The sequence below is a fragment of the Rhodocyclus gracilis genome (assembly GCF_009617575.1).
GTDB lineage: Bacteria > Pseudomonadota > Gammaproteobacteria > Burkholderiales > Rhodocyclaceae > Rhodocyclus > Rhodocyclus gracilis.
Genome location: NZ_WIXJ01000007.1, coordinates 65,365 through 81,380, shown reverse-complemented (window position 1 = coordinate 81,380; position 16,016 = coordinate 65,365). Strand labels below are relative to the sequence as shown.

Below are 16,016 nucleotides of genomic sequence, written 5' to 3'. Positions count from 1 at the left end.
GCCGGCAGCTATCTGTGCACGGCGCTCAACGGGGTGGGTGCGTAGCAGCAGCAAGCGAATCGCGCCGGATCAGGCGGCAGTCGCTGCCAGTTCGGCCGCCGTCTTGCCGACGATCGACTCGTCTTCGACTTCCATGATCCCGAACTCCATCAGCAGGTCTTCCAGCTCTTCCATTTCGAGCGGCGTCGGGATGACGAAGAGCTTGTTGTCGACGATCTTGCGAGCCAGGGCGCGGTACTCGTCGGCCTGCTTGTGCGTCGGATCGAACTCGATCACCGTCATGCGGCGGATTTCGGCGTGCTGCACGGCGTTGTCGCGTGGCACGAAGTGGATCATCTGCGTGCCCAGCTTGGCCGCCAGCGCCATGATCAGTTCGTCTTCGCGGTCGGTCTTGCGGCTGTTGCAGATCAGGCCGGCCAGACGCACGCTGCCCGAGTTGGCGTACTTGACGATGCCCTTGGCGATGTTGTTCGCCGCGTACATGGCCATCATTTCGCCGGAGCAGACGATGTAGATTTCCTGCGCCTTGTTTTCGCGGATCGGCATGGCGAAGCCGCCGCAGACGACGTCGCCGAGCACGTCGTAGAAGACGAAGTCGAGGTCTTCGTCGTAGGCGCCTTCTTCCTCAAGGAAGTTGATGGCGGTGATGACGCCACGGCCGGCGCAGCCGACGCCGGGTTCCGGGCCGCCGGATTCGACGCATTTGACGCCGCCAAAACCGATGGACATGACGTCTTCGAGTTCGAGATCCTCGACGCTGCCGGCTTCGGCGGCGAGCGACATGACCGAGGTCTGCGCCTTGCTGTGCAGGATCAGACGCGTGGAGTCGGCCTTCGGGTCGCAGCCGACGATCATGACCTTCTTGCCGGCCTCGGCGAGGGCGGCGACGAGGTTTTGCGTGGTGGTAGACTTGCCGATGCCACCTTTACCGTAGATGGCGGCTTGACGCAGTTTTGCCATGATGCATCTCCTTTGATTAATGAAGCTTCTGAGCCGAAGGCTAAGGCGGCTTCGACATGCGTTTCGCAAAGACCATGCCACCCTTGTCCGGCGACTCCAGATGCCTGATATAAAAGAAGAAAGCGAATTTCTGTCGGGGCGTGACGAATCGCCCGAGGGGGCCGAAGTCGACAATCACGGCGCCGCCTGTCGGGCAGACGACAATCGCCAGGGCGCTCCTTCCCTCGTCTCTGCGCCCGTCGCCAGCGCTTCCCGCGCGCCGCTGCCGGCACACAGCTGTCTGCCGATCAATCGCTGCAATCTGCCGGCTTCCGTATTGGCGGGACTCACCTTCCAGAAGCATCCGGCGGCGCTGGAAATCGACGGCGTCGCCGTCTTTCACCGCGATCTCTTTCGCCGTCTCGATCTGCTCGACGCTGCCCCCGCCCGTGCGGCGGCCTTTCGTGACTACATGAGCGTGCGTTTCTGTCTGGAACAGCTCGACGAGGCCGGTCTGACGGAAGCGGCGAGCAGTCGCGCCAAGGCCAACTGGCTGCGCCTGTTGCGTGGCTGGAGCTTCAATGCCGACAGCCGCGAAGGGGCGGCGCTGAAAGGCTGGGTCGAGTCGCGCTTTGGCTTGCTGCCGCGCTTTCATGGCGAGCGGTTGCGCGATCCGTCCTCCCCCGCGTCCATGCGCTATCAGGAGATGCGCGCGCAGGCGCTGTACGGCGCCAACGCGCTGGAGGCGCAGCTCGACCTCGTGTACGCCTATTGCCAGTATGAATTCCGGCGGCGTGCCGAGGATGAGGCGGGCCGTCGCGGCACCGCCAGTTGCCTGCTTTATCGCGGCGTGAACCGGCTCGCCGAGCACGAGGTCTTGCAGAGTCTGCCGGGCGGGCATCAGATCGTCTGGCTCAACAGCCTGTGCTCGTTTTCTCGCTCGCGTGAGCGGGCGGGCGAATTCGGCGATCACATCCTGTGCGCCCGCGTGCCGCAGGCGAAAATCTTCGTGCACTCGGCCCTGCTGCCCGGCGCCTTGCAGGGCGAAGACGAGTGCGTCGTCATTGGCGGCGCCTACGCCGTGACGCAGTCGACCTTCTGACGCCCCGCTCTGTCGTAAAGACGACAAACGCCGTGTCGACGGCGTTCGCGGGGCGATTTCCCGGCGGCGGGACGTGTGGTTTTTCCGTGCGGCAGGGCGGCTCGGCGCCGGGACTTCGGGCGTTGCGGCGCATCGCAGCGCCTTACACCCCCCCGGCGCGTTTCTTGCGGAGAGGTGAGCGCATCGCCTGCCACACGCGCGATGCGGCGGGGGGCGTTGCGCGCGGAGAGGTTCACCACGCAGTCACCACGCAGCGCTCGCCCGGTGTCCATTAGCTTGCCGCGAGGAAAACCATGTCACCCGTTAGCGTCTCTGCCGCTGCGCCAGCCGCCGCCTCCCTGTCTGCTCCATTGCCCTTGTCGGCTGAGCTGGCGCAGCACCTCCGGGCCGGTCTCGGCGATGGTCGGATCATTCCCTGCCTGGGGCCCGGCGTGCTCGCCGATGTCGTCTCGCAGCGCGACGGTCGCGCTTTGCCGGTCACTTCCGAGGCGATGATCATCGCCATGAACGGGGGGCGGCCGATGGCGCCGAAGCTGATGTTCGAGTTTTCGCGGGCGGCGATGAATATCGAGCTGAAACGCGGTCGCGCGGCGATCAAACGCTTTCTCGATACTACGTACGACAGCGACGAGTGGACGCGCGCGGCGGCACACGACTGGCTGCGCGAGATCGCGCCGCCTTACGTCATCGACTTCAACCGCGACCGCCAGCTACTCGATGGCTACGCCAGTCGGCGCCCGGCGCTGCATCAGGTCGTCCTCGGCTGCGCGCGTCTCGGCGGGACAGCGTATCGCTTCCGGTTGTTTCGCTACGACGGTGAGGGCTATGTCGCCATCGAGCCGGAGTTGGCCGATCCGTCGCTGCCGACACTCTTCAAACCGCTCGGCGCGCCCTTGCCGGGCGGCGTGCGAGGAGTGGGTGGGGGGGCTACAGTTGGTGGCGGGGCTGGAGTCGCTGGCCTTGGCGGCGCTGGCGCCGTGGGTGGAGTGGGTGGAGTGGGTGGAGTGGGCGCGCTGCGTCCGGAATCGTCCTACATCGCGTCGGACGCCGATTTCGTCGATTACCTGACCGAGCTGATGGGCGGCTTTGGTGTGCCGGCCTTTCTCAAGCGGCGGCGCGAGCAGAAACGCTATCTGCTGCTGGGCCTGCGCCTGACGCGCGATACCGAGCGCATGCTGTTGCGCGACATCTGTCACGGCGCCGCCGAGGGCCCGGCAGGCTGGGCCTTGCTACCGCAGGCCAGTGCCAAGGAACGCCGCTTCTGCGCGCAGCTGGGCTTTAGCGTCATCGACGCCGATGTTGGCGATCTCATGCGGGCGGCCGGTGGAGTGCCGGCCGCCCCTGCGGGCTAGCAGCGGAAGCGGCTGACCAGCTGATTCAGGTCGGCGGCGAGCCGCTCCAGATCGGCGGCCGTCTCGGCGGTGGTTCGCATGCTGGCATTGGTTTCTTCCGCCATCTGCGAAATCTGCTCGATCCGTTGCGCGATGCTCTCGCTGGCGATGCCTTGCTCCTTGGTGGCGCTGGCGACTTCGCGGATGCGGGCGAGCGTCGCGTGCGCGCTCTCCTTGATCTTCTGCAGCGAGTCGGCGGCGCCGTCGGCGGCGCGCACGCCGGCTTCCACCTGCGGTAGCGCGGCGTCCATGACGCCGACCACGTCGCCGGTATCGGACTGAACGCCGACGAGCATTTCCTCGATCTCGACCGTGGCCAGCGAGGTGCGCTCGGCGAGTTTGCGGACTTCGTCGGCAACGACGGCAAAACCGCGCCCCTGCTCGCCGGCGCGCGCGGCCTCGATGGCCGCATTGAGCGCCAGCAGGTTGGTCTGCCCGGCGATTTCCTTGATGACGCCCGCCACCGTCGAAATCTGGGCGGCCCGCTGTTCCAGTTGCCGGATGCGTTCCGAGGCCGCCGTCACGGAGCTGGCGATGCCGTCGATTTCGTGGCTCGCGGCATGAATGCGCTGCACGCCTTCTTCGGCGAGTTCGGCCGAGCGGGACGACTCTTCTTCCGTGCCGTGCGCGCTGCCGGAGATTTGCTGGACGCTGACGGTCATCTCTTCGATGGCGGCCGCCATCGATTGCGTCGCGTCGCTCTGCGCGTGCACCGCCGTCGACACTTCGTTCGAGGCGCCGCTGATGCGCTCGGCGTCGCCGGCCAGGCGCACGGCGCTCTGGGTGATTTCGGCGACCATGTGGCGCAGCGCCGTCACCATGTTCGCCATCGAATCCATCAGGCTACCCTTGGGCGCCGGCGGCAGCGTGCCGGAAAGATCACCACCGGCAACGCGTGACATGACATCGATGGCCAGTGACGGCTCGCCGCCCACTTGCCGCAGCACGCCGCGCGCCACGACAAAGCCGAAGCCGGCGATCACGAGCAGCAGTACTCCGGCAATGCTCAGGATAACCGTCAGGCGCAGACGGAATTCGGCGTTGATGTCATCGATATATACGCCCGTGCCGATTACCCATGACCACGGCGTAAAGAGTTTGACGTAACCGAGTTTTTCGAGGGTTTCTTTTTCGCCGGGGCGCGCGGTCAGGGTTTTCAGAAAATCGCCATCAGGGTTTTTCTGTACGACGCTCAGGATATCCTTCCAGGTGTAATTGCCCTGCGCGTCGCGGATCTTTTCGAGCATGTTCTTGCCGATGCGATCCTTGATCACGTGATATATGCAGACCCCTTCGGTGGTGAAGGAATAAACATATTCCGATTTACCGTCGTTGCCGCCGTAACGGATGCGCGAAATCGCTTCGGCGGCGGCGCGCTGCGCCTGCTCGCGAGTGAGTTTGCCGGCGGCTTCTTCCGCCTGGAAGGCTGCCAGCGTCGCGTAGGTGCCTTCGAGGACGGACTGGATGGTCTCCTTGCGCCCGTCGAGAAGATCCTCGCGTGCCTGATAAGCCGCATAGGCCGTCAGGCAGAGGAGTCCGAAGACCGCCGACAGCACCAGCAGTGTTATTTTCGTTTTTAAGCTTAGCCGATCAATCATTGATCTTCTCCCTTGTTACCCGCCAGTGGGCCGTCGGTGATGTCGTTCCGGGCCGGCCTTACTGGTTTGCGTATTGACGACGTGCGGGTATTGGTATTCCGCCCGGATAGGATTTTCCGGCGACAGGGCGCAATTCCCGCGTGTTGCTACAGGCTCTCATCAAGCGCCGCGAGTAGAAGCGATATTGCGATGAATTGCAATATGCGAACCGTTATTTTTTGATACATGGCGAGAAGGGGTTTTATGGCGCGGGAATGCGATGGCGTGCCTCGGCGCGCACGCCGGATTGGCCGCTTCTGCGGCCGCCCTCAGTCGTGGCGCGGGGCGCCGTCCGACTCGCCGTTTGTCGAGCGGGCGCAGGCGAGATCGATGAGGGCCGACGCCTGCGCGCGCGTGGCTTTGGCGATCTCCGGGTCGAGCGCGTTCAGCCAGCGCGCCGGCAGCGCCGCCGGTTGATACAGCGCGCCGGCGAGCATGCCGGCGATGGCGCCGGTGGTGTCGGCGTCGCCGCCGCGATTGACCACATCGATCAGGCAGTCCTCGAAGTTCGCCGTGTCGAGCAGGGCTTGCAGGACGGCCTGCATGGTCTCGACGATCCAGCCGCTTGGGTTGTCGCGGCGCTTCGGGCGAAAGGCGAATTGCGGATGTTCGCGCAGAAAGGGCGCGATGCGGCGCCGGTACATCGCCTGCCGGCTCGCGCCGCGCAAGCCTTCCTGTACGAGGAAGGCGACCAGCTCCGTTGCGGCGTCGGAGTCGGGGTTATTGTGGGTGACATGCGCCTGCGCGCGTACGGCGGCCTGCACCGTCGCGTCATCGGCACCGAACGTGGCGAGCGCCACCGGCAGCACGCGCATGGCGGCACCGTTGCCGGCATCCAGCTCCGACGGCGGCGCGCAGGGCGTGCCGGTGCGGCGGAATTCGACGAGATTGCGCCGCACCGTGTTGCCGATGTCGACCGGTTTGCTGCGCATCCAGCCGTCGAGCGCCTGCGCGCAGGCGAGCGCGTCGACCGTGCCCTTGCCGGCGACGATGGCGTGGCCCAGTGCCAGACTCATCGTCGTGTCGTCGGTGACTTTGCCGGCTTTCAGGCGCAGCCAGCCGCCGCCGCGAATGCTGTCGTGCACGCCGTACTGGGCGCGGATTTCGCGCGGTGTCATGAATTCCACCGTCGCGCCGAGGGCGTCGCCCAGCGCCAGACCCAGGTAGGCGGCTTCGGCGCGCGTCAGTACGCCCGGTGCGGGGTTTCTCGGAGACGGCAGTCGTATCACGGAACGCCCTTCGGCTCGCTGGCCTGAGTTTGCTGCGCCACCGGCGCGTCGCGGCAAGGCGCGGGGAGTGATGCCCGGCAAGCGCTGCCGCCACACCGGCGGGCGGCGGGTGTCGGCCGTTTACGCCGGCGCAACGACGATTTCGCCACACAGCACCTGCGCCTGACAGGCCAGACGATGCTGCCGCGGAGCGAGGTTGTCCTTGAGCACCTGCGCTTCGAGAATGCTCGGCAGCGTCAGGTGTTCGCCGCCGGCGACGATCTTCGTCAGGCAGGTGCAGCACTCGCCTTCGCGGCAGCCGTAGGTGATGCCGGCGCCGACCTTTTCGGAGACTTCGATGAGGCGCGTGCCGGCAGGTACCGTGACGGTGACGCCGACATCCTCAAAGGTGACCTTGGCTTTGGGCATGAGTTTTTTTCCTTTCAGGCCAGCGAGGCCATGTCGATGGTGCGGTGTTCGGCGCGGCCGCACAGATGCAGCGCCAGATCGTGGCCGAGGCTGCGGCAGGCGGCGAGTTCGTCGCTGCCGGGCGTCAGGCGTGCGCGGACGCCCGGCAGCGGCGTGCGCAGCTTCAAGCCGCGCAGACGCTCCTCGATCATGCGCACCGCTTCGCCGCTCCAGCCGTAGGAGCCGAAGGCGGCGCCGATCTTGCCGCGCACGTCGATGCAGGTCAGCGAGGAGAGCAGGTCCCAGACCGCCTTGACGGCGTCGCCGTTGATCGTCGGGCTGCCGCAGGCGATGGCGTCGGCGCGTTCGATGCGCTCGAGCAGCGGGGCGATGGCGGCGCCGTCGAGGTCGATCAGTTCGACGCGCACTTCGTCGCTGGCGGCAGCCCTTGCCAACTCCTCGGCCATGCGCCGCGTGTTGCCATACGCCGACAGGTAAAAGACCAGTAGCGTGTGCTCACCTGTGGCCGGCGACGGCGTCGACAGTTCGCGGTAACGCGACAGGTAATAGGCCGGCGCGTCGCGCAGGATCGGGCCGTGGGCAGGCGCAATCAGCCGCAGCGGCAGCGGTTCGATCAGCGCCAGCGCCTGCCGCACCTCGCGCGCGAAGGGCCGCATGATGCACGCGTAGTACTGCTCGAAGGCGGCGCGAAAGCTGCCGACCGCGTCATTGAACAGGCGCGCGTCGCAGTAGTGACTGCCAAAGATGTCGCCGGAGAAAAGCAGGGCGTCGCCTTCGAGATAGGTGCACTGCGTGTCGGGCCAATGCAGATATGGCGTTTGCAGGAAGCGCAGGCGCCGGTCGCCGAGGTCGAGGTGATCGCCGGTCTGCACGGCGGTGAATTCGCCGGCCGTGCCGTGCAGCACGCCCTTGAGCATCATCTGCGCGCGCGACGAGACGTACAGGCGCGCCTTTGGCGCCCGTCGCCGCAGTTCGGGCAGGGCGCCGGAATGGTCCGGTTCGAGATGGTTGAGGACGATGGCGCGGATTTCGTCGTAATCGGCGACGCTTTCCAGCCGCCGGAAAAACTCATCGGCGAAGGTCTCCTTGACCGTATCGACGATGGAGACGCCGGCGCTGCCGCGCACGCAATAGGCGTTGTAGGTCGTGCCGTGCGCGCTGTCGAGCAAGAGGTCGAAGCGGCGTAACTCCGGGTCGAGCGCGCCGATCCAGTGGACGTCGCGGGCGATGACGCGCGCCGCCGCGTGGGGGACGGGAGTGTCCGGAGTCAGGACGGCCATGGCGTCGCCTCACTCCGCCAAGGGGTCGCGGCAGCGCGCCGCCGTCTCGTCGCCGTGGCGGCAGGTGTCGATATCGGCCGGGCAGGCTTCACCGAGACCGATCCAGGCATCGATGGCGACCGGGTCGAAGCCGACCTGGCGGGTTTCACCGACTTCGAGCAGAGGCCGGCGGATCAGGAGAGGCTCGCGCAGCAGCAGTGCCATCGCCGCCTCTGCCGTCAGCGTCTCGGGAACGATCTCGCCGGATTTCACGGCCGGCGCGTTGCGGTTGAACCACTGCGCCACCGGCCGCGTGCCGAAGAAGGCGAGCAAGCGCTCACGTGACCACGCTTCCTTGCGCAGGTCGCGGGCGAGCACTTCGTGGCCGGCGGCGATCAGCAGTGCCTTCTGGCGCGCGTTGCCGGAGCAGCCGGATTTTTCGTAGAAGGTGATGTGCGCCATCAGGGCGTCTCCCCGCGCGCTGCCGACGTGTTTGCGCGTTGGGTCGTGTCTTGCTGCGGGTTGCCTTGTTGAACGCAGCGCTGCTGGACGTCCTGCCATTGCGCCGGCGACAGGCCGAGCAGGGAGCCGGGCGGATTGAGCGCGTCGCCCAGTTCGTCGACGATGGCGCCCTCGACCGGGCAGATCTCGGCGCATTGCGGTCGCGCGTAATCGCCGAGGCATTCGCTACAGGCCATCGCGTCGATGCTGAAGTGCGGCAGATCGGGCGGTGCCGCCGCCTGGATCGCCTGGTTCGGGCACACAGGCAGACAGGCCCAGCAGTTCACGCAGCTATCGACAATCGCAAGCGCCATCGTCAGGCGCTCCGGCGTGTGTCGTCGGCGGAGGCGGCGAGCCGACCGGCGGCGAGCATCTCGTGCCAGACCGCCATGACGGCCGCTGCGGCGTCTTCCAGCGCGTGTTCGCCGTTCGGCGTGATGCCGGCGGCTTCCAGCTTGCTCCAGGGCTCGAAGCCGATCTTCGCGCACAGCACCACTTCGCAGCCGGCAAGCGCGGCGATGGTGCGGCTCAGTACGCTCGCCGCATCGCCACAGCTATCGTCGCCCGAACAGTAGAGGTCGGTCTGGCGATGGCCGATCAGCCGGGCGCCGTCAGCGCTCGCTTCGTAGACCAGAAACTCCCGCGCATGGCCGAAGTGCACGGCGACGCGTCCGCCTTTGGCGGCCACCGCCATCCGCACCGGGCGGCCGGGCGGCGGCGCGACGACGCAGCTCCTCGCCGGGCGGTGCAGGGTGATGACGTGTTGGCTGCTGGCGGGCGTGGCCGTGCCGCAGGGCGAGACGATGCCGCCGGCTTTCCCGGTCGCTTGCGCGCTGCGTTCCTGCGCGCGCGCCTGCCGTTCGGCGTCGATACGTTGGCGCATCTCCACCCGGCGGGCCAGCGCGGCGCGGGTGAATTCTTCGTCGATGAGCATGGCGTCGATTTTTTCGCGCGTGAATTCGGCGCCGCGATCCTCGCCGAGAAGGCCGACGGCGTCGGCGCGGCATTGGCGACAGTGCCGCATCATGTTCATGTTGCCTTCGCAGTCGTCCTGCACGGCTTGCAGTTCGGCGGGCGTCGGGCCGCGTTGCCCGCTCAGACCGTAAAAGGTGCCGTGCTCGGGCGCCGAAATCAGCGGCATGACGTTATGCAGGAAGGCGCCCTTGGCTTTGACAATGCGCGATACGTCGCGCAGGTGCCGGTCGTTGACGCCGGGAATCAGCACCGAATTGACCTTTACCAGAATGCCGCGCGCCACCAGCATCTCCAGCCCCTTCTGCTGCTGTTCGATGAGGATGGCGGCCGCCTCGCGGCCAAAGACGCGGCGGTGTTGCCAGAAAATCCACGGATAGATCTGAGCGCCGATGTCGGGATCGACGCAGTTGATGGTGATGGTGACGTGTTCGATGTTGTGCCGCGCCAGTTCATCGACGTGTTCAGGCAGCGCCAGACCGTTGGTCGATACGCACAGCTTGATGTCCGGCGCCTTTGCCGCGAGATCGCGGAAGGTGGCGAAGACGCGCTCCGGATTGGCCAGAGGATCGCCGGGGCCGGCGATGCCGAGTACCGACATCTGCGGGATCGCCGCCGCGACGACGAGGGTCTTGCGCACCGCCTGCTCGGGCGTCAGCACTTCGGAAACCACGCCCGGCCGCGATTCGTTGGCACAGTCGTACTTGCGATTGCAGTAGTGACACTGGATGTTGCAGGCCGGCGCGACGGCGGCGTGCATGCGCGCGAAGTGGTGGTGCGCCTCTTCGGAATAGCAGGGGTGATCCTGCACGCGTCGCCGGATATCGTCCGGCAGGCCGGCCTGTTGCCGTTCGCTCGAACCACAGCCCTGGGCGCTACAGCCGCCCGTGGGCGTCGGGGGGGCAGTCACAGGAAGCTCCACGATGTTTCTCCGCGTTGGGGGTCCGCAGAGTCCTGAGCAACGGCTGTGCCAGCGTTTAAGGCATTGATTTTCAAGGCGGCCGTTTCGGCCTTGTCGCAAATGTCACAGCCTGCGTCGCCGCCGGCCCGCCTTGTGGTGTGGCGGGCGGCGGCGAATCGTGGTGGCGTCTCGTTGCGCGTTGGGGCGCGTTTAGAGAGTTGGGGCGCGTTCGGGGGCGCCGCCGCTCGCTGGTCTAAAACTGCTTTACTTCGATGGCGAGCGTCTGAATGCGGTAGGCGATCTGCCGTGGCGTCATGCCGAGCAGGCGGGCGGCTTTGGCTTGTACCCAGCCGGCCTGTTCGAGCGCGGCAATGACGCGGTCGCGCTCGCTCGGTTCGCCCGCGTCGTAGCTCTCGTGGCGCTCGCCTGGCGCTGCTTCGGCGACGCTCGGTGCGCTGTGTTGGCTGCTGCGTCCGCCGGGGCTCACCGCCTGACGGAAGCGGTCGAGGCGAATCAGCTCGGCGTCGATGACGCCGTTTTCCGACATCACCGCCGCGCGTTCAAGGCAGTTTTCGAGTTCGCGCACATTGCCCGGCCAGCTGTATTGCGTCAGGCGCCGCACGGCCGATTCCTGCAGGGTCAGCGCGCGTCCTTGCTGTTCGCCGATGCGGACGATCAGGTGTCGCGCCAGATCGGGAATGTCTTCGCTACGCTCGCGCAGCGCCGGCAACAGGATGGGCATGACGTTGAGCCGGTAATACAAGTCTTCGCGGAAATCGCCGGCATCGACCGCAGCTTCGAGGTCGCGGTGCGTCGCGGCGATGACACGCACGTCAACCTTCAGCGTCCGGTTGCCGCCGACGCGCTCGAATTCGCCCTCCTGCAGAACGCGCAGCAGCTTGGCCTGGAAGGCGGGTGAGATTTCACCGATTTCGTCGAGGAAGAGGCTGCCGCCGTCGGCCGACTCGAAACGCCCCTTGCGCGCGCCAACGGCGCCGGTAAACGAGCCTTTCTCGTGGCCGAAAAGCTCCGATTCGAGCAGACTTTCCGGCAGCGTCGCACAGTTGAGGCGCACGTAAGGCGCCCGCGCGCGTGGCGAGTTGTAGTGAATCGCGTTGGCGATCAGCTCCTTGCCGGTGCCCGTTTCGCCACGGATGAGCACGGTCGTGTTCCACTTCGCAACGAGGCGGACCTGATCGAAGATGCGGCGCATCGCCGCCGAGCGGCCGACGATGTTGTCGAAGCCGTAACGCCCGCGCACCGTCCGGCGCAGGCTGTCGCGCTCTTCGGCGAGACTTTTCTTTTCTTCGTCGACCTTGAGCGCGAGCCGCACGCTCTGGCCGATCAGGTTGGCGATCATTTCGACGAAGCGCGCACATTCGGCGAGGATGCCGGCGCCCGCGACATCGGGTTGCACGCCGAGCACGCCCAGTTGCCGTTCGCCGGCGGCAATCGGCGCGGCGATGAAGGGCAGCGTCGAATCGTAGATGCCGAGACGGTTGAGGAAGCGCGGATCGCGCCCCGGCGCATCGACGATGATCGTCTCGCCGGCCTCGAATACCATGCCGAGTACGCCTTCGCCGGACTGGTAGCGCACCGGCGTGAAGGCGCTGGCGTCGAAGCCGTGCACGGCGTTGACCATCAAGTCGCCGCTTTCGGCGTCAATGACGATGATGAGACCGCGTCCGAGACCGGCGTCGGCGAGCGCGGCGAGGACATCGCGCATCGTCTGCCGGTAGTCGAGCGAGCGCGAGAGGATTTCGCTGACGCGGTAGATCGTGTCGACGTCGAGACGGCATTGGCCGCGTTCCTCCTCGATCTGCGAGGCAAAGCGCGGCGCGGAAGGTGGTGTATGAACCATCGGCCGTATCCTCAGAAGGTTTCGCGCTGACAGGGCAGGGCGACGCGCATGCGGCAACCACTGTCGTAGTCGGCGTCGATTTCGATGATGCCCTCGTGGTCGGCAACGACTTGCTGGGCCATCGACAGGCCGGTGCCGGCGTGGCGCACGCCGCCCGGATTGGTCGTGAAGAAGGGCTCGAAGGCTTTCAGGTGCAGGGCGGGCGGGATGCCCGGCCCGCTGTCCTCGATCAGCACTTCGACGCTGCCGGCCCGGCTGCGGGTGACGACGGTCAGTTCGCGCCGCTGCCAGCCTTTGGTGTTCATGGCGTCGATGGCGTTGTCGACGAGCGCCTTGAACATCGAGCGCAGGCGCACCGGTCGGCCGTAGATCACCGGCAGCGTCGCCTGCGGCTTCCAGGTGACCATGATGCCGGCGCGCAGCAGGCGGACGGTCGCCAGATCGAGTACGTCGCGCAGCAGTTCATTGATGTTGGCTGCCGAGACGCTTTCGCCGATGAGATCGGGCGTCGCGCGGCGCAGCGTGTCGAGCGCCTGCTGGCCGGCGCGCAGGGCTTCGCCGAGAGCGGCGGCCGTCGGATCGTGCTGGCCGCGCCGTCCCTGCATGGCGACGACCGACGCCAGCACGTTCATCGGCCCTTCCATGTGAAAGAGGGCGGCGGAAAGGCTTTCGCGCAGGCCGCTGACGCGGTTTTCTTCGGCCATCATCGCTTGCAGGGCCGCCATGCGCGCCTGCTCCTGCTGGGCGCGCTGCTGGGTGATTTCCTTGGCGATAAGCAGCAGATAAATGCTGTCGCGCGCGCCAAAAAAGGCGTAGGTCGCGGCGTTCACGCTACGTACCCAGGTGCCGGTACACGAGAACCAGCGCGGCGCCTTGCCGCCTTCGCGATCAATGCGGATTTCGCGGTCGGCGAAGGCCTGTGCTCCGTCGCGCGGCACGCCGAGGGTGTCGCCGTGTTCGGCGCGGACGGCGTCGAGAATGATCTTCGCCGCCTCGCCGACGCCCAGTTCGCTCGTCAGCTTCTTGTATTGCAGGTTGTCGAGGACGACGCGCCGTTCGCCGTCGAGCAGCGCCATGGCGAGCGGTGCCGAGTCGACGACCGACTCGATCAGTGCCTTCTGATTGCACACCTGACATTCCAGCCGGTGCAGTTCGGTGATGTCGCGGTGGATGCCCAGATAGTTGGCGACACGCCCGTCGCCATCACGCACCGGCGTGATCATCAGATCCGCCAGATATTCGCTGCCATCGCGGCGGCGGTTGACCAGCCGGCCGCTCCACGGCTCACCTTTGCCGATGGTCTCCCAGAGCTGCGTATAGACCGCCGGCGGCGTTGTCTTGGCGGAGAGCAGCGACTGGTTCTGGCCGCGCGCTTCTGCGAGCGAATAACCGGTGACCCGCTCGAAACCCGGATTGACGTAAAGGATCGTCGCTGCCGTGTCGGTGATCGAGATCGCCACGTCGGCCTGGGCGACGGCTTCGCGAAAGACTTCCGGCAGGATGCCGGCCGGCTGAACGGTGTCGGCGGCGATATGGGTGTCGTGAGCCATGAACGTGTCCTGAGGGCGGGTGCAGGAGGCGCACCGATCATCAGCATCTTTGCATATTCCGTGCCACGGCCATGGGTGATGTTGGCATGCCGCCTTTGTGGGATTTGTTGCAGCGTGTAGGACTTGCGACACAAGGCGGCGCGGCCTGCCGGCGAGGTTCTTCGACGCGGCGGCGGCGTGCGCGCGGAAATCTCTATTCTGGTGCGGGCTTAGCGCACGGCGCCCCGAATTCGCCCGCGCTTGCCGGCCGTTGGCACGGAATGTGCGCTGAGACGCTCATCCGCATCGACAGGTTTGACATGAACGCTCAGAACGACACGCGGCACTCTGGCTCCGGCAACGGTGTTCGCGTCCCGCGCACAAGGCAGGCGACCTCATGAAGCGATCTTCCATGATTCACGGTGTGATTCTCGGCACCTTCTGTCTCGGCTTCGGTGCCGTGCTCGCCGTCACCGACCGCATGACGAGCGACGACATCGCCGCCCGCGCGCTCGACGACAAACAGAATTCGCTGTCGCAGGTGCTGCCGGACGAGCTGCACGACAACCAGCCGGTCACCGACACCCTCACCCTGAAAAACGACGAGGGACGCGAAATCACCATCTATCGGGCGCGGCGGCAGGGGCGGGTGACGGGCGTCGCCTACGAGATTTTCGGCACCGGCTACTCCGGCGAAATCCGTCTCATGCTCGGCGTCGATGCCGATGGCCGCGTCCTTGGCGTGCGCGTGCTCGCGCACAAGGAAACGCCGGGGCTGGGCGACAAGATCGAGGTCAAGAAGGGCGACTGGATCCTGCGTTTCACTGGCCTTTCCCTCGGCAACCCGGCGCCCGAGCGCTGGAAGGTGAAAAAAGACAGCGGCGATTTCGACCAGTTTGCCGGCGCGACGATCACGCCGCGCGGCGTCGTCCGCGCCATTCACGGCGGTCTCGACTTCTTCGCGGCGAACAAGGCCGCCCTGCTGGAGGCGAATTGAGATGAAGACCGACTACAAGACCATCGTCAGCGACGGGCTGTGGAGTAACAACGGCGTACTCAGCATGCTGCTTGGCCTGTGCCCGGCGATGGCGATGACGACCAGCGCCACCAACGGCTTCGGCATGGGGCTGGCGACCGCCGTCGTCATGGCGGCATCGAGTCTTCTGGTGGCGCTGTTCCGTCAGCGCATCACGCAGGAGATCCGCATTCCGGTGTTCATCCTCATCGTCGCTTCGATGGTGACGCTCGTCGATCTGGCGATGAACGCGTGGATGCACGAGCTGTACAAGGTGCTTGGCCTGTTCATCCCGCTGATCGTTTCCAACTGTCTGCCGCTGGCGCGCCTGGAAGCCTTTGCCGCCAAGCAGCCACCGCTGGCGGCGCTGGTCGACGGCCTGTTCATGGGCATCGGCTTCACGCTGGCGCTGACCTCGGTCGGCGCCGTGCGCGAGATTCTCGGCTCCGGCACCTTGTTTGCCGACGCCTCGCTGTTGCTCGGCCCGGCCTTCAAGGCGATCGAGATGCGCATCCTGCCCGCCGACATGGGCGTGCTGATGATGATCCTGCCGCCCGGCGGCTTCCTCATCACCGGGCTGATGGTCGTCGTCAAACGCCTCTTCGATCTACGGGCAGGCCGCGAAATCCAGATGGGGGGCGCGCACAGTGCGCCGGCCTGAGTCCATGAAAACCTCTCTCAGCATGATTCCCATCGTTTCGCCGCCCCCTGCTTCGCGGGCCTCGACTGCGACGGCTCCGCTTTCATCGACCGCGTTGGCCTCCCCGGTCTCGCCGCAGCGGCCGCGCGTCGAAGGCATCGCCCGCGTCGTCGCCGTCGATTGCGTCGATGGCGAGCGTGTCTGGCTCGAACCGGAGCAGACGACGAGTTGCGGCGGCTGTGCGGCGGCCTCACGCTGCGGCGCCAAGGGCGTCGGCACGCTGGCCAGCCGCCTCGAAGCCCGCCGCTTTCCCTTGTCGGCGAACGTGGCCTCGCCGCCCTTGCGGATCGGCGAACGCGTCGTCATCGGTGTCGAAGAACGCTCGCTGGTGCGCGCTTCGCTCACCGCCTACGCGATCCCGCTGCTGACGGCTTTCGCGGCGGGCGGTGTCGCCGAAGGCCTCGTCGGCAGCGACGCGGTGACGATGTTCGCCATGCTCGGCGGCCTTGGCGCCGGCTTGCTTCTGGCGGGCGGCGTTGCCCGCCGCCTGTCGGCGCGCGGCGAGCTGGCGCCGCGCTATCTGCGCCGGGCCAGAGCCGATGAATCCTGCTCCACCGACTCGACAGGTTAAG

At 66.5% G+C, this 16,016-nt stretch carries 15 protein-coding genes; 5 read left to right on the top strand and 10 right to left on the bottom strand.

Annotated elements, in window-relative coordinates; genetic code table 11:
- Positions 1-69: 69 nt before the first annotated feature.
- Positions 70-960, bottom strand: a complete 891-nt coding sequence (nifH, locus tag GHK24_RS10375) for a nitrogenase iron protein (protein WP_153472808.1) — start codon at positions 958-960, stop codon at positions 70-72.
- Positions 961-1,060: 100 nt separating this feature from the next.
- Between nifH and GHK24_RS10370 the strand changes: the two genes are divergently transcribed.
- Both GHK24_RS10370 and GHK24_RS10365 read left to right on the top strand, forming a co-directional pair.
- Positions 1,061-2,041, top strand: coding sequence for an NAD(+)--dinitrogen-reductase ADP-D-ribosyltransferase (locus GHK24_RS10370; RefSeq protein WP_153472807.1), 981 nt, complete (start codon positions 1,061-1,063; stop codon positions 2,039-2,041).
- Between the two features lie 293 nt (positions 2,042-2,334).
- Positions 2,335-3,393 (top strand): SIR2 family protein, encoded by a 1,059-nt coding sequence (locus GHK24_RS10365; protein WP_153472806.1) that lies wholly within the window; start codon positions 2,335-2,337, stop codon positions 3,391-3,393.
- On the opposite strand, the gene GHK24_RS10360 is transcribed toward GHK24_RS10365, so the two are convergent.
- From GHK24_RS10360 to nifL, 9 genes are all read right to left on the bottom strand, one after another.
- Positions 3,390-5,030, bottom strand: a complete 1,641-nt coding sequence (locus GHK24_RS10360) for a methyl-accepting chemotaxis protein (RefSeq protein WP_153472805.1) — start codon at positions 5,028-5,030, stop codon at positions 3,390-3,392. The genes GHK24_RS10365 and GHK24_RS10360 overlap by 4 nt on opposite strands.
- Positions 5,031-5,338: 308 nt before the next feature.
- Positions 5,339-6,298: an ADP-ribosyl-[dinitrogen reductase] hydrolase gene (gene draG, locus GHK24_RS10355; RefSeq protein ID WP_340666169.1), complete on the bottom strand. Its 960-nt coding sequence runs from the start codon at positions 6,296-6,298 to the stop codon at positions 5,339-5,341.
- A 120-nt stretch (positions 6,299-6,418) separates the two neighbouring features.
- Complete coding sequence (locus tag GHK24_RS10350) at positions 6,419-6,706, bottom strand: 2Fe-2S iron-sulfur cluster-binding protein (RefSeq protein ID WP_153472804.1); 288 nt, start codon at positions 6,704-6,706, stop codon at positions 6,419-6,421.
- A 14-nt stretch (positions 6,707-6,720) separates the two neighbouring features.
- Positions 6,721-7,986, bottom strand: a complete 1,266-nt coding sequence (locus GHK24_RS10345) for an FprA family A-type flavoprotein (protein WP_153472803.1) — start codon at positions 7,984-7,986, stop codon at positions 6,721-6,723.
- A gap of 9 nt (positions 7,987-7,995) precedes the next feature.
- A complete protein-coding gene (locus GHK24_RS10340) occupies positions 7,996-8,427 on the bottom strand; it encodes an ArsC/Spx/MgsR family protein (protein ID WP_153472802.1) in 432 nt (143 codons plus the stop codon).
- Complete coding sequence (locus GHK24_RS10335; protein WP_153472801.1) at positions 8,427-8,780, bottom strand: 4Fe-4S dicluster domain-containing protein; 354 nt, start codon at positions 8,778-8,780, stop codon at positions 8,427-8,429. The genes GHK24_RS10340 and GHK24_RS10335 overlap by 1 nt, the downstream gene beginning before the upstream one ends.
- Positions 8,781-8,782: 2 nt before the next feature.
- A complete protein-coding gene (nifB, locus tag GHK24_RS10330) occupies positions 8,783-10,348 on the bottom strand; it encodes a nitrogenase cofactor biosynthesis protein NifB (RefSeq protein ID WP_340666168.1) in 1,566 nt (521 codons plus the stop codon).
- Between the two features lie 244 nt (positions 10,349-10,592).
- On the bottom strand, positions 10,593-12,200 hold the full coding sequence (gene nifA, locus GHK24_RS10325; RefSeq protein WP_153472799.1) for a nif-specific transcriptional activator NifA: 1,608 nt from the start codon (positions 12,198-12,200) through the stop codon (positions 10,593-10,595).
- An 11-nt stretch (positions 12,201-12,211) separates the two neighbouring features.
- Positions 12,212-13,750 carry a nitrogen fixation negative regulator NifL gene (gene nifL / locus GHK24_RS10320; RefSeq protein WP_153472798.1) on the bottom strand — a complete coding sequence of 513 codons (1,539 nt, stop codon included), beginning with the start codon at positions 13,748-13,750 and terminating at the stop codon, positions 12,212-12,214.
- A 376-nt stretch (positions 13,751-14,126) separates the two neighbouring features.
- On the opposite strand from nifL, the gene rsxG reads away from it, so the two are divergent.
- The 3 genes from rsxG to GHK24_RS10305 are packed head-to-tail and all read left to right on the top strand — an operon-like array spanning position 14,127 to position 16,015.
- Entirely contained in the window at positions 14,127-14,726 is a 600-nt protein-coding gene (rsxG, locus tag GHK24_RS10315; RefSeq protein ID WP_153472797.1) for an electron transport complex subunit RsxG, read from the top strand.
- 1 nt (position 14,727) lies between these two features.
- Complete coding sequence (locus tag GHK24_RS10310; protein ID WP_153472796.1) at positions 14,728-15,405, top strand: electron transport complex subunit E; 678 nt, start codon at positions 14,728-14,730, stop codon at positions 15,403-15,405.
- A gap of 4 nt (positions 15,406-15,409) precedes the next feature.
- A complete protein-coding gene (locus GHK24_RS10305) occupies positions 15,410-16,015 on the top strand; it encodes a SoxR reducing system RseC family protein (protein WP_228384657.1) in 606 nt (201 codons plus the stop codon).
- Position 16,016 lies beyond the last annotated feature (1 nt).